This window comes from Gammaproteobacteria bacterium (assembly GCA_013003425.1).
In the GTDB taxonomy this organism is placed as follows: Bacteria; Pseudomonadota; Gammaproteobacteria; order Steroidobacterales; family JABDKV01; genus JABDJB01.
Map to the genome: position 1 here is coordinate 17522 of JABDJB010000069.1, position 12817 is coordinate 30338.

Sequence of the window (12817 nt, forward strand, 5' to 3'; positions counted from 1 at the left end):
CGGGCAAAGCCAAAATCTTTTCAGGTTGCAGCGAAAGGCGGCGCGATAAAGTAGGCTAGCCGCCATGCACGATACTGCCGATGTTGTCGTTATCGGGGCCGGAGTTATCGGTCTGCTTACCGCAATGGAGCTTGCTGCGCGCGACGTATCGGTCGTAGTTGTGGAGCGCGATCGTGTCGGCCGGGCGTCATCGCGTGCCGGTGGCGGAATTCTGGCACCGATCCCGCCATGGCAGGCTGCCGCACCGGTGGATGCGCTGGCCGCTGCCAGCCTGCCGCTGTTTCCGCAGCTGGCCGCCCGCCTGGCAGAATCCACCGGCATTGATGTTGAGTATCGTCAGTGTGGCGCGCTGCTGGTCGGTGTGACGGCCACTGCGGAAATTGCAGGCTGGGCAAAATCGCGTGGCTGGTCGGCGGAGGAGCTGACAGCCGCTGAACTGTCACAGCTGGAACCGCAGCTGGCGGCAAACTGGCAGCAGTCACTGTTACTCCGGCAGGTCGGCCAGCTACGCAATCCGCGCCTGATGGAGGCGTTACACAAACACGTGGTCGAGCGCGGTGTAACCGTGCTCGAACAGCAGCCGGTAACCGGGTTGCTGCAGAGCGGTAGCCGTATCGAGGGTGTTACGACGAGTGATGGGAAAATTGCTGCCGCGAAGGTGGTGGTGGCCGGCGGAGCCTGGACGTCGCGGCTGCTCGGTGAGCATGACGTTGCCGGTATCACTCCTGTCCGTGGTCAGATGCTCTGGTATCGGATGCGTCCGGGTGACTTCAGGCGCATCGTCATCGAGGGCGACCGCTACCTGATACCGCGTCTGGACGGAGTCTGCCTGATCGGCAGCACAGTGGAGCAGGCGGGTTTCGATGCCGGCGTGACGGCATCTGCCGGCGCCGACCTGGCGCGGTTTGCAGCATCGCTTTCGCCGCTGTTCAGCCGGCTGGCGCCGGCCGGGCAGTGGAGCGGGCTGCGGCCGGGCCGGCATGACGGAATTCCGGTGATTTGTGCTCATCCGCAGCTGACGGGACTTTACATAAACGCCGGTCACTACCGGAACGGGATCAACCTGGCCCCGGCATCTGCAAGGCTCTGTGCGGCGCTGGTGACGGGCGGGACACCCCGGCTGGATCCCGGGCCATATGCTGCTCACGATCGCCTATACTCAGGCCATGACTGGAACTGACAGGCAGAAAAACTCGGATAAGATCATGACGTTGCTGGAAGAGCACGGTATCAGTGCCACCCGGCAGCGGCGGGAAATCGGGTCGGTTTTGCTGGGCGAGGCTCGCCATGTGACCGCCGAGCAGGTGATGGATGCACTTGCCGAGCGCGGCCACCGGGTCTCCAAGGCGACCGTTTACAACACGTTGCGGCTGTTTGTTGATAATGGCCTGCTGCGGGAAGTTCACGCGGATGCCACCCGTACCGTTTTCGACACCACAACGGCGCCACACCACCACTTCCTCAACGTCGGAACCGGCGAGCTCAGTGATATCGAGCTGGATGCGGTGCGTTTTGCGGCGCTGCCGGAGGCGCCGGATGGCATGGTTGCCGATGGGGTCGAAGTGATCATCAAGGTTCGCAACAGCCGCTAAATTGCGGCCGCAGAGCGACTTGCCCTATACTCGCGCGCGCCGAGGCGGTGTGCTGCGCGCCGGAGTAGCTCAGCTGGCAGAGCAACGCATTCGTAATGCGTAGGTCGGTGGTTCGAATCCACTCTCCGGCACCATTAACGCAGACCTCCTGCCGCCGGCAGTGCGCGCGCAGACCACGTCTTGCGACCGAGGGCTGGCACCAATTGGTAAGTACCTATTGTCCGGCCTGAACAGGTGTCGCTAGCATTTGTTCATGCTCCCTCCCAAGGACCAGCTGCAGTTCGCGGATTTTCTCGACCATTTGCGGGACGCCGCGCGCCTGGAGCTCGGCTATCCGGTGGCCTTCGATATCGATTATCAGGAACTGGCGCCGTTCCTGAGCCACAATCTGAATAACATCGGCGACCCGTTCAAACCCTGCAGCTACAAACTCAATTCGCACAGCTTCGAGCGCGAGGTGGTCAGTTTCTTTGCAGAGCATTCTCGCGCCCCGCACGACGATTGGTGGGGATACGTTACAAATGGCAGCACGGAAGGCAACCTGTACGGCTTGTACCTGGCGCGGGAGACTTTGCCCGGCGGGATTGTTTACTTCTCCCAGGACAGTCACTACAGCGTCCGCAAAAATCTGCATTTTCTGAACATGCCGCACATCATGATCCGCTCCCAACCCGATGGGGAGATGGATTATGACGACCTGCGAGAGTCGCTGAAGATTCGCCGTGACGCGCCACCGATTGTTTTTGCGAACATCGGCACGACGATGAAGGAAGCACGAGACGATGTTGGCGTAATTCGCAGCATACTGGATGAAATGGCGCTGGACAGGTATTACATTCACAGTGATGCCGCGCTTTGCGGTGCCTATGCGCCGTATCTGGAGCCGCCGCCATCGTGGGACTTCGCCGATGGAGCGAGCAGCATCGCGATATCCGGGCACAAGTTCTTTGGTACACCGATGCCGTGCGGCATCGTGCTTGCAAGGCGCAGGAACGTCGAGAAGATAGCTCGTTCAGTTGCCTATATAGGCAGCTTTGATACGACGATCACCGGTTCGCGCAATGGTCTCAGCCCGCTGGCGTTGTGGTGCGCGATCAGCAAACTTGGCACCCAGGGCATCAGGGCGCGCATCCAGCGGTCGCTTGCTCTTGCTGCGTATACGCAAGAACAATTCAAAAAAGCCGGAATTGCTTCGCAGCGTAATCCGCAGGCGATAACGGTCGTATTCCGCACACCGGCGGTGCCGGTGCGTGAAAAGTGGCAGCTGGCCAGCAGCGACGGGAATAGTCACGTGGTCTGCATGCCGCACGTCAGGCATGAACAAATAGACGCGCTGCTGGCCGACATTTGTGGCGCGGGAGGAGTGGCGGCATGAAGAGCATGGTGATCATTCAACAAACCCACCTGGGGTTGCTTGCGGAAATTACCGACCTGCTCGCCGCGAACAAAATCGACCTGAACGACTTCAGCGGAAACGTGGTACGGCAGATGTCCGTAATCAGCCTGCAACCGGAACCGTACGAGGATGCCTTCCGCATCCTGTCAGAGGCTGGTTACCACGTGTACGCCAGTGAAACCCTGCTGGTACGTCTGCCGCAGGCACCGGGTGCGCTGGCGCAGTTGTCGCGCCGCCTGGCCGATGCGGGTGTCAGCATTCGCGGATTGCATATCGTTGGCAGGGATGCGGGCGCCGGAATCGTGGCGCTGGAAACAGAGGACCAGGATGAGGCAAGACTCGTGTTAAAGGATCAGTTGGTCAATTGAGAATACGCCGGTTTGCTTTGAGTTAACGTGCCGCCAGCATTGACCGGTTCAACTGATCGAGGCGGCTGACACCCATCAGCACCATGTCGCGCTCGATTTCCTCGCGCAATAGCGTCATTGCCCGCAACACACCAGCATGGCCGCCGGCTGCGAGTGCGTAAAGGTACATGCGGCCCCCGGAACAGGCGGTGGCGCCGCGTGCCAGTGCTTTCAACACATGCGTGCCGCGGCGGATGCCGCCATCGAGGATGATCTCGATCTCGCCGCCGACCGCATCGGCAATGGCGGCAAGCTGGTCGAACGGTGCCCGCGCGCCGTCGAGCTGGCGGCCGCCGTGATTCGATACCATGATGGCCGTGGCGCCGATATCGACACAGCGGCGCGCGTCCGCCACCGACATCACGCCCTTGACTGCAAACGGGCCGTCCCACTGTTCAATCATGGCGGCAGCATCGTCCCAGTCGATGGTGCGTTTCATTTGCGTGTTGATGTAGTCAGTCACCGAGGCCGCCACGCTTGAACCTGCATCGATGTAGCGCGACACGTTTGGCAAGTCAAAGGGTTCCCGCAGCAGGTAATTCAGCGACCAGCCGGGATGCAGCGCAAAGCTGAGCAGGCTTTTCGGGGTTAACCGTGGCGGCGTGGTGAAACCGGTCAGGTAATCACGCTCCCGGTTACCGGCAACAATGGCGTCGACGGTTAGCGCCAGTGCATCGAATTGTGCTGCCTTGCAGCGCTCGATCAGGTCCCGGGTAAGTGCCTGGTCGTTGTGCACGTAGATCTGGAACAGCTTCGCTGCCTTGTTCCGGCCCAGTTCTTCAATACTGCGTGTGCCGATCGTCGATACACCAAACATCGTGCCCATTTGCCCGGCCACCGTGGCAATGGCGCGTTCGCTGTCATGATGGAACAGCCGTTGCATCGCGGTCGGCGAGAAGAACAGGGGCAATGCGAGCTGCTGTCCCAGAACGCGCGTGGACAGGTCTACTTTGTCGACGCCGGTCAGGACGTCAGGTACCAGGTCCACGGTTTCGAACGCCGCCGTATTCCGCCGTAGCGTGGTTTCGTCATCGGCGCCGCCATCGATGTAATGAAACACCGGCGCGGGCAGCCGTCGCTTTGCCAGTCGGCGAAAGTCGTCGCTGTTGTAGCAGTGTTTCAGACGCACAGGAACATTGTATCCCTGATGTCCGAAGTTGTCGGGCTCAAATGTTTTTGAAGACGGCGTCGATCATCTCGCGCGCATCGCCAAACAGCATGCGGGTGTTGTCTTTGAAGAACAACGGGTTTTGTACCCCGGCATAGCCGGTGGCCATGCTGCGTTTCATGACGACCGTCGTTTGTGCGTTCCAGACCTCCAGCACGGGCATGCCGGCAATCGGGCCTTCCGGATCTTCCAGTGCAGACGGGTTGACGATGTCGTTGGCGCCAATCACCAGCACGACATCGGTCTCAGGAAAGTCCTCGTTGATCTCGTCCATCTCCAGCACGATGTCGTAGGGCACTTTTGCTTCGGCCAGCAGGACATTCATGTGACCGGGCATGCGACCGGCGACCGGATGGATTGCGAAACGCACATTAATGCCCTTGTTGCGTAGTGACTGCGTCAGCTCCGACACCGGGTGCTGAGCGTGGGCTACAGCCATGCCATAGCCGGGGACGATTACGACGTTTTGGGACGAGAGCAGCATCTCGGCGACGTCTTCGGCCGAAACGGCTTGTACCTCACCATCTTCTGCTGACGCAACTGCGGTACCGCCGCCACCAAAGCCACCCATAATGACGGCAAAGAAATTGCGGTTCATCGCCCGGCACATGATGTAGCTGAGGATCGCGCCGCTGGAGCCGACCAGTGCACCGGTAACAATAAGCAGGTCATTTGACAACATAAATCCGGCCGCTGCGGCCGCCCAGCCGGAATAACTGTTGAGCATCGAGATGACTACCGGCATGTCGGCGCCACCGATGGCCATTACCATGTGTACACCAAACGCAAAAGCCAGCGCGGTCATAATCAGGAGCGGCACCAGGCCCTGGTTGACGTCGTGTGTGGCAACAAAAACAAAACCCAGCCAGACGCATGCCAGGCCGATACCCAGGTTAAGCCAGTGGCGGGCCGGCAGAATCACCGGTTTGCTGCCAATCACGCCCTGCAGCTTGCCGAAGGCAATGACCGAGCCGGTGAAGGTGACGGCACCAATCAGGACGCCGATGTAGATTTCCGCCTCGTGGATGGTTTTTTCTATGCCGCTGAATTGCGTGTTCGGGTCCAGGTAGCTGGCAAAGCCCACCAGCACCGCAGCGAGGCCAACGAAGCTGTGCATGATGGCCACCAGCTGTGGCATCGCGGTCATTTCCACCCGCGATGCAACGCGCCAGCCGACGGCGCCGCCGACGGCAACGGCGATTACGATCCACACGTAGCCGCTGACCTGGTCGCTGAGTATGGTCGCGATTATTGCCAGCGCCATTCCGGCCATGCCGTAGTAGTTGCCGCGCCTGGCAGTTTCCTGGTTGCTCAATCCACCCAGGCTGAGAATGAACAACACGCTGGCGCAGATATAGCTTGCCGTGACCATGCCGTTCATTTCGAGTCCTCCCTGCGGAACATCGTCAGCATGCGCTGAGTCACGAGGAAGCCGCCGGCAATATTGATACTGGCGATGAGTACGGCAACAAACGACAGAATCACCACCCACGGCGCGTTCCCGCCAATTTGCAGCAGCGCACCGATGACGATGATGCCGCTGATCGCGTTGGTAACGCTCATCAGCGGGGTGTGCAGGGCGGGGGTCACTGACCAGATCACCTGCCAGCCGACAAATACCGCCAGCACAAACACGGTCAGGTGAGCCATGAATGAGGCCGGTGCGACCGAACCCAGCGCCAGCAGGGCGGCGAGGGTACCGCCGAGTACCCCCATGGTAATTAGGCTGCGTTTTCGGGGATCGGGTGCGGCTGGCCGCGCCGCTTCGACAGCTGCAGCGGATGGTTTTTGCGGCTGGGCCGACAGCTTCGGCGGCGGTGGTGGCCAGGTGACCTCGCCGTCATGCACGACCGTGGTGCCGCGGATCACCTCATCTTCCATGTCGACAACCGCGATGCCATCTTTTTCCGGCGTCATTTCCGCCAGCAGGTTATACAGGTTGGTGGAATAGAGCTGGCTGGATTGGGTGGGCAGCCGGCTGGGCAGGTCGGTGTAACCGATGATGGTCACACCATGCTCGGTGACTACTTCGCCCGGCCGGGTCAGCTCGCAGTTGCCACCCTGTTCGGCGGCAAGGTCGACTATCACGCTGCCTTCACGCATCAGCTCGACCATGTCGGTCAGGATCAGTTTTGGCGACGGTTTGCCAGGAATCAGTGCCGTGGTCACGATGATGTCGATTTCCCTGGCCTGCTCACGAAACAGCGCCATTTCTGCGGCGATAAATTCCTCGCTCATTACTTTCGCGTAACCGCCTGAGCCGCTGCCTTCCTCGTCGAAATCGAGTTCGAGGAATTCGGCGCCCATGCTCTGCACCTGTTCCTTTACCTCCGGGCGCGTATCAAACGCACGCACGATGGCACCGAGGCTGCCGGCTGCACCGATGGCGGCAAGCCCTGCCACACCGGCTCCGATAACCATCACCCTGGCCGGTGGCACCTTTCCTGCTGCGGTGACCTGGCCGGTGAAAAAGCGGCCAAAATGCCATGAGGCTTCGACTACGGCGCGGTAGCCGGCGATATTTGCCATCGACGACAGGGCATCGAGTTTTTGCGCCCGCGAAATGCGCGGTACCGAATCCATCGCCAGTACGCTTGCTCCGCGCTGCGACAGTTGCTCCATCAGCTCCGGGTTTTGCGCCGGCCACACGAAGCTGGCCAAAATCGCGCCGGGTTGCAGCAGTTCAGCTTCATGTACTTCAAGCAGTGGATGCTGCCCGGGTGCGCGAACCTTCAGCACGATGTCGCTTTGTGACCAGAGGGTTTTCGGGTCGGGCAGTATGGTCGCGCCAGCCTCCCGGTAGGCGGCATCGCTGAAGGCGGCGGCCGCGCCAGCTCCGGTTTCGACCCCGACCTGGTAACCGAGTTTCAGCAGGCGCGGAACGACCTCAGGCGTCGTGGCAACGCGTTGCTCGCCAGGGTGTACCTCGCGCGGGACACCGATTTTCATATGCTGCTCCCCATGGAATTGTTGCTGGCCAGCCGCGCCGGCGGCCCAATCCTACCGCCTATGGCGCCACCTTTGTATAGGCGCCGACTTCAGGAATCCGCCGATGCGCCGACTACGAAGGCATGGATGAACGGCGCAACTACTACCGCATCCTCGGGGTGCAGCCGGATGCCTCCCGGGCGGTGATCCGCAGCGCCTACCGCACGTTGCTGCAGAAACTGCAGATGCACCCCGATCTGGGGGGCGATGACCGCACCGCGGCGATGATAAACGCCGCCTGGCACACTCTGGGTAATACGGTCCGGCGTGGCGCCTATGATCGTGCCCTGCTGGCGGAGTACGACATACGCATGATCGCCGCGGCCGGTGAGCCGGTTACAAGAACGCCGGCGGCAAATGACCGGCGTAATTACTATCGTATCCTGGGTGTGCAGCCCGACGCGCCGGCCCCGCTGATCGATTCAGCCTACCGGGTGATGGCCGGAGTACGCGGCAATGACGTGTCTGTCGAGGAGGCTTACCGGGTGCTGGGCGATGAGCAGCGTCGCCGTGCCTACGATGCCGCCGAAGCCGGGTCCGAGGTTGAAGCTGAAGCTGAATCTGAGGTTGAAGTTGAGGCTGAAGCTGAAGCTGAAGCTGAGGCTGATGAAGCCAAGGAGCAGCCGCAGGACTCCGCCGGATATAAGCCGGTCATTGGTACCTACTGTTTCTTTTGCAAGACCCCACATGACAGTTATCCCGGAGCCGAGGACAGGCGGCGATGTGCCGAATGCGCCAGCCCGTTGCGTCGGGCCATGCCGGATTCGGCTTCTTCACAACGCGAACTGGCCCGCGCCGATGTCGACTGCGCTGTGATGCTGTTCGATTACTGGCCTGGCGCCGGTTGGGCAGCGATGCTCGAAGACCTGACCCCGCAGGGCATGCGGGTGAACAGTGAGCGCCCGCTGGAGCATAACCAGGTACTGCGTGTGACGGCGACGGGACTCGACGCTGTGGCAAGAGTCGTGCATACACAAGTGGATGCTGCCGGTTGTCGTGCCGGCCTGACGCTGCTTGCCGCCGCGTTTGAATCAACCGGTTTTCTGCTGGACCTGCAGACATAAAAAAGGGCACGCCCTGCGTGCCCTGTGTGCGTCAGTGAGTGTGAGCACTCAGAACTTGCGACTCACGCCGATGCCGAGCACCGGATAGTATTCATAGTCCTTGATGTCCTGTTCAAACTCGGCCCGTTCGGCCTCGAGTTCGGCCTGGAACACCGGATCAGTGGCCAGCAGGCCGTCTGCTTCCAGCGTTACTGAGGGCGCGCCCTGGAATACAACGCCCAGTTCCAGTGATAGCGCCGTTTTGGGGGCGATGGGGATATTCCAGCCAAGACCTGCATAGGGCACCACATCATCAAACGTGGTGCGACCGGTCAGGTTGCCGACATCCGTGGCGCTAAATGTCATCCCGCCGATAGTGTAGGTTCCGGCAGGCTGCCCCAGCGCGCCAAATTCATTGCTGTTGAAAACCAGGCCGGCAGTGAAGTGGGTCACGGTCCCCCACGGGCGCCAGTCTACAAGCGCGGTGATGCTGCTGAGGTCCAGTTCGACATCGTAGGCAACGCCCTCGATGGTATCGCTGGTTTCATAGGTGTAACCGTTCCACGCCACGCGTCCGGTCAGGTTGGCAATCGGCAAGGTGTGGGCGAGTTCAGCGCCAAAGCCCAGCGTGCTGGCGCGAAGGGCAAAGCTGGTTTTGCCCGGGACGTCTGCTGCCATCGCCGGCAGCGTTGCTGCGGCAGCAAGAGCGGTCAGACTGATAAAGCGTTTCATTGGTCTCTCCATGACGGGAATTCTGTCGCGGGACAATGGCACGGGTGCAGCCGCAACGCCGCGACGCAGGTCGCAATGTTTGTGCGCCAAATCGCTGTTAAGTTAAACCCGCAGCTTGTTATAGTGCCGGGCATTGCAGAGGGCAGGGTTCTGAGCTGGTTAACCGACAATTTCGACACGCTGCAGAAGCTGGGTGGGCTATGGCTTGCGGTTGGCCTTACCAGCCTGATGCTGACGATCATTACTCTGCCTCTGATAGTGGTTCGTCTGCCGGCTGATTATTTTGTACGTGACGAGCGCGTCACGGTAGCCAGGAGCAGCGCCCATCCTGCCGTCGTACTGCTTGCAGCTACGCTGAAAAACCTGGTGGGTTTTTTGCTGGTGGTGTTTGGCGCGATCATGTTGTTCGTTCCCGGGCAGGGCATACTTACGATGTTGATCGGCCTGATGTTGATGAACTTTCCCGGCAAGTTTCACCTCGAGCAGCGGCTGGTGCGACGCCCGGCGGTGCTGCGCACGCTCAATCGGGTGCGACGGCGGGCTGGCCGCGAAGAGTTGCTGGCGCCGCGTCAGTAATGCGGCCCGCGGTGACGGTGCTGCTGCCGGTGCGCAATGGTGCCGCCACTATTGCCGAGTGTGTGCGCTCGGTACTTGCACAGACGCTTGATGATTTCGAATTGATTGTTGTTGACGATCATTCCGGTGACGAGACCCACGTGGCGCTTGGCAGTTTTACGGACAGTCGTATCCGCATACTGCCAAACCCCGGTCGCGGCCTGGTCAGTGCGCTGAACACCGGGCTGCTTGCCGCCAGGGCAAACCTGGTGGCACGCATGGATGCTGATGACCGTATGGCACCGATCCGGCTGGAGCGTCAGCATCACTATCTGACGCGGCACAATACGACCGCATTGCTGGGTTCCCGCGTGGAAAAGTTCCCGGCAGTCACCGACGGGTACCAGGAATACCTCGACTGGCAAAACAACTGCCTGACGGCAGCTGACATCGACGCAGAGATTTTCGTCGAGTCACCGTTTGCCCACCCGTCGGTCATGTTTCGGCGCGATGTGGTGCGCGCTGCCGGTGGCTATCGGCATGGCGACTTCCCGGAGGACTACGAGCTGTGGCTGCGGTTGCACCGGCTGGGCCGGCGCATGGAGAAGCTCCCTGAATTCCTGCTGCAGTGGCGCGACACGCCGCGACGGCTGTCGCGGACCAGCCCACGTTTCCGCCGTGCGGCGTTTGACGAGTTGCGTGCCGTGTATCTTGCGACCGATCCACGGTTTCGTGCTCACGCCGGGAACTTCGCGATCTGGGGTGCGGGGCGGCGCACCCGCCAGCGCTGTTCCCGGTTGCTGGAAAAGGGCTTCCGGCCGCGGGCATGGATCGATATCGATCCGCGCAAGATCGGCAACCGGCTGGATGGTGTGCCGGTGGTAGCGCCGGAATGGCTGGAGCGCAATCGCGTTTTTGTCCTGAGCTATGTCAGCAACCATGGCGCACGGGAAGACATTGCCGGCACGCTGCACGCGTTGGGTTACAGGCGTGGTGAAGATTACCTGGCAGTCGGCTGAAAGCAGAGGGGACCGGTCACGTTGCCTGCGCAATTTGGCTTAACACTTCGCTGCAGCGCCCGGTAATTCGATGAGTGAACAATTCATCGGCCCGGGTGCGTCCGAGATTAACCAGCACCGTAGGTATGCCGCGCTCAGCGGCGCGGCGCACGAAGCGCAGACCTGACCACACCATCAGCGACGAGCCGACAACGAGCAGTACGTCCGCAGCTTCGACCGCCGCCATCGCCCGTGTCACCCGCGTCCGCGGCACTGACTCACCGAAGAAAACCACGTCCGGCTTCAATACACCGCCGCAGCTGTGGCATGAAACAACACTGAAATTGCCGAAATCCGCTTCCACGCTGGCGTCGCCATCCGGTGCCGCCACGGCTTCGATGTCCCGCCAGCCCGGGTTCCTGCTGATCAGCTGCTGCTGCAGTTCGCCTCGCGACACGCTGCTGCTGCAGGTCAGACAAACGACGCGGTCGAGTCGTCCGTGCAGATCGATGACAGTTTTGCTGCCGGCCTGCTGGTGCAGTCTGTCGATGTTCTGGGTGATTATGCGGCCGAGAGTGCCGCAGTTCTCGAGCTTTGTCAGCGCAAAGTGGGCCGCGTTCGGGCGTGCTGTGGCGACCCGCTGCCAGCCAATCATGCTGCGTGCCCAGTAGCGCTGCCGCATGGCGCGGCTGGCAACGAAATCCTGGTACTGAACCGGTTGCCGCTGCTTCCAGTCGCCGTTGGCATCGCGATAGTCCGGTATGCCCGATTCGGTGCTGCAGCCGGCGCCGGTCAGCGCGACGACACTCGTGCTGCCTGACAGCAGGCTTACCAGTTCATCGATTGAAGTGCCCGTCACACGACGCATTATACGTGCGAAAAAAGGCAGGAAATATCAGGACAGTTCAGATTCAGGGACAGTTCACTTATTTGTTCAGGGGTCGCAAGCCGAGAGCGTTCCCGGCAAATAAGTGAACTGTCCCTGAAACTGGTCCCTGATCAGGGCGCGGGATTCAGCCGAGCAGGCCGGCCAGGTCGAGACCGGTTTCGAGCGGCGCCGTGCCGCGATCAGGAAAGACCACGTTGCCGGAGCCAGGCTGCATCCAGTCGCACAGCCGGCCGAACACGTGATCGATGGCGGTCAGGCCTTCGATTTGTGGTGTTGCCTGGTCCAGTCGTGACAGTTCGGCTTGCGGGAACATGTCGCCATAGACGCCACCGTTGACCGGTTCGCCAACCAGCACGATGCTGGTGCCTTCGCCATGGTCGGTACCGGCGTCGCCGTTGGCACGGATCTGACGGCCGAATTCCCCGGCAAATGCAAAAACCGTGTTGCTGCGGGCATCGGCTGGCAGGCTTTGCCACAGCGCATCCATCGCCATGCCGCTGCCGAAAATATCGGTCAGCCGCGTTTCCAGTTCCTGCCGCTGGGCGTCATGGGTGTCGAAACCCTGGTACTCGAGCGACGCGATACGCATACCAAAGATGTCATTGACCGCGATTGCGTCATACAGGTTGCGTATCTGCTCGCCGAAGTAGGTGTTGTCCAGCAGCGGTCCTGTGTCGTTGTACAGCGCTTCGATCTGGGCCGGGACAGGCAGGGTCTGCAAGCGCGTATCGAGCGGCTCACCGAATTCACGCAGCTGCTGTTCCATCGCCGTGAAGCGACGAAATGCCGACTCCTGCGGCAGTTCGCTGCGTTTTGCGACGTAGTAGCTGCGCAGCGTGCGCTCCATCACCGCATTGGCCCAGCGCGGGTCCGTGCCTGCATCGGGTGTGTACAGCTTCATATTGCGCACGTCCTGTGCCGGCACCAGCCATTCGTCCGAACGATTTTCCGGGTCACTGGCATGCGGTCCGAAACAGAACGGTCGCGGGGTGCGGGTCAATGCCACGACGTTGCCGCCAGCGGCGGCAGCAAGCCGCCCGCCCCAGCCG

Annotated in this window: 13 protein-coding genes and 1 tRNA gene; 8 read left to right on the plus strand and 6 right to left on the minus strand. The window is 61.1% G+C overall.

The genetic code is table 11. The features are described 5' to 3' along the window. Positions 1-64 precede the first annotated feature (64 nt). From thiO to HKN06_10255, 5 genes are all read left to right on the plus strand, one after another. Positions 65-1180, plus strand: coding sequence for a glycine oxidase ThiO (gene thiO, locus HKN06_10235; GenBank protein ID NNF61688.1), 1116 nt, complete (start codon positions 65-67; stop codon positions 1178-1180). Between the two features lie 25 nt (positions 1181-1205). Beyond that, entirely contained in the window at positions 1206-1592 is a 387-nt protein-coding gene (locus HKN06_10240; protein ID NNF61689.1) for a transcriptional repressor, read from the plus strand. 58 nt (positions 1593-1650) lie between these two features. After that, positions 1651-1726 (plus strand) — tRNA-Thr (locus tag HKN06_10245). A 119-nt stretch (positions 1727-1845) separates the two neighbouring features. Continuing rightward, on the plus strand, positions 1846-2967 hold the full coding sequence (locus tag HKN06_10250) for a histidine decarboxylase (protein ID NNF61690.1): 1122 nt from the start codon (positions 1846-1848) through the stop codon (positions 2965-2967). Next, complete coding sequence (locus HKN06_10255; protein ID NNF61691.1) at positions 2964-3356, plus strand: hypothetical protein; 393 nt, start codon at positions 2964-2966, stop codon at positions 3354-3356. The genes HKN06_10250 and HKN06_10255 overlap by 4 nt, the downstream gene beginning before the upstream one ends. A gap of 22 nt (positions 3357-3378) precedes the next feature. Here the strand turns inward: HKN06_10255 and HKN06_10260 are convergent, their stop codons facing one another. The 3 genes from HKN06_10260 to HKN06_10270 are packed head-to-tail and all read right to left on the minus strand — an operon-like array spanning position 3379 to position 7512. After that, positions 3379-4524: an alpha-hydroxy-acid oxidizing protein gene (locus HKN06_10260; GenBank protein NNF61692.1), complete on the minus strand. Its 1146-nt coding sequence runs from the start codon at positions 4522-4524 to the stop codon at positions 3379-3381. Positions 4525-4561: 37 nt separating this feature from the next. Then, on the minus strand, positions 4562-5944 hold the full coding sequence (gene pntB, locus HKN06_10265) for a Re/Si-specific NAD(P)(+) transhydrogenase subunit beta (protein ID NNF61693.1): 1383 nt from the start codon (positions 5942-5944) through the stop codon (positions 4562-4564). Further along, positions 5941-7512 (minus strand): Re/Si-specific NAD(P)(+) transhydrogenase subunit alpha, encoded by a 1572-nt coding sequence (locus tag HKN06_10270; protein ID NNF61694.1) that lies wholly within the window; start codon positions 7510-7512, stop codon positions 5941-5943. The genes pntB and HKN06_10270 overlap by 4 nt, the downstream gene beginning before the upstream one ends. A 122-nt stretch (positions 7513-7634) precedes the next feature. On the opposite strand from HKN06_10270, the gene HKN06_10275 reads away from it, so the two are divergent. Continuing rightward, positions 7635-8615: a J domain-containing protein gene (locus tag HKN06_10275; GenBank protein ID NNF61695.1), complete on the plus strand. Its 981-nt coding sequence runs from the start codon at positions 7635-7637 to the stop codon at positions 8613-8615. A gap of 48 nt (positions 8616-8663) precedes the next feature. On the opposite strand, the gene HKN06_10280 is transcribed toward HKN06_10275, so the two are convergent. Further along, the gene (locus HKN06_10280) at positions 8664-9326 is read right to left on the minus strand and encodes a hypothetical protein (GenBank protein NNF61696.1); all 663 of its coding nucleotides are present in this window, start codon (positions 9324-9326) and stop codon (positions 8664-8666) included. Between the two features lie 123 nt (positions 9327-9449). On the opposite strand from HKN06_10280, the gene HKN06_10285 reads away from it, so the two are divergent. Further along, positions 9450-9902 carry a hypothetical protein gene (locus HKN06_10285; protein ID NNF61697.1) on the plus strand — a complete coding sequence of 151 codons (453 nt, stop codon included), beginning with the start codon at positions 9450-9452 and terminating at the stop codon, positions 9900-9902. Then, entirely contained in the window at positions 9902-10900 is a 999-nt protein-coding gene (locus tag HKN06_10290) for a glycosyltransferase (GenBank protein ID NNF61698.1), read from the plus strand. Before HKN06_10285 ends, HKN06_10290 begins: the two co-directional genes overlap by 1 nt. 16 nt (positions 10901-10916) lie before the next feature. Here HKN06_10290 and HKN06_10295 read toward each other — a convergent pair whose 3' ends face one another. After that, entirely contained in the window at positions 10917-11747 is an 831-nt protein-coding gene (locus HKN06_10295; GenBank protein ID NNF61699.1) for an NAD-dependent protein deacetylase, read from the minus strand. A 145-nt stretch (positions 11748-11892) separates the two neighbouring features. Continuing rightward, positions 11893-12817: DUF1501 domain-containing protein (locus HKN06_10300; protein NNF61700.1), on the minus strand; the 925-nt coding region annotated here is incomplete at its 5' end.

Excerpts from the sequence above, each read along its gene's own strand:
- HKN06_10255 (NNF61691.1), top strand. The coding sequence starts at position 2,964 with ATGAAGAGCATGGTGATCATTCAACAAACCCACCTGGGGTTGCTTGCG.
- HKN06_10240 (NNF61689.1), top strand. The coding sequence starts at position 1,206 with ATGACGTTGCTGGAAGAGCACGGTATCAGTGCCACCCGGCAGCGGCGG.
- HKN06_10280 (NNF61696.1), bottom strand. The coding sequence starts at position 9,326 with ATGAAACGCTTTATCAGTCTGACCGCTCTTGCTGCCGCAGCAACGCTG.
- HKN06_10270 (NNF61694.1), bottom strand. The coding sequence starts at position 7,512 with ATGAAAATCGGTGTCCCGCGCGAGGTACACCCTGGCGAGCAACGCGTT.
- HKN06_10250 (NNF61690.1), top strand. The coding sequence starts at position 1,846 with ATGCTCCCTCCCAAGGACCAGCTGCAGTTCGCGGATTTTCTCGACCAT.
- pntB (NNF61693.1), bottom strand. The coding sequence starts at position 5,944 with ATGAACGGCATGGTCACGGCAAGCTATATCTGCGCCAGCGTGTTGTTC.
- HKN06_10290 (NNF61698.1), top strand. The coding sequence starts at position 9,902 with ATGCGGCCCGCGGTGACGGTGCTGCTGCCGGTGCGCAATGGTGCCGCC.
- HKN06_10275 (NNF61695.1), top strand. The coding sequence starts at position 7,635 with ATGGATGAACGGCGCAACTACTACCGCATCCTCGGGGTGCAGCCGGAT.
- HKN06_10295 (NNF61699.1), bottom strand. The coding sequence starts at position 11,747 with ATGCGTCGTGTGACGGGCACTTCAATCGATGAACTGGTAAGCCTGCTG.
- thiO (NNF61688.1), top strand. The coding sequence starts at position 65 with ATGCACGATACTGCCGATGTTGTCGTTATCGGGGCCGGAGTTATCGGT.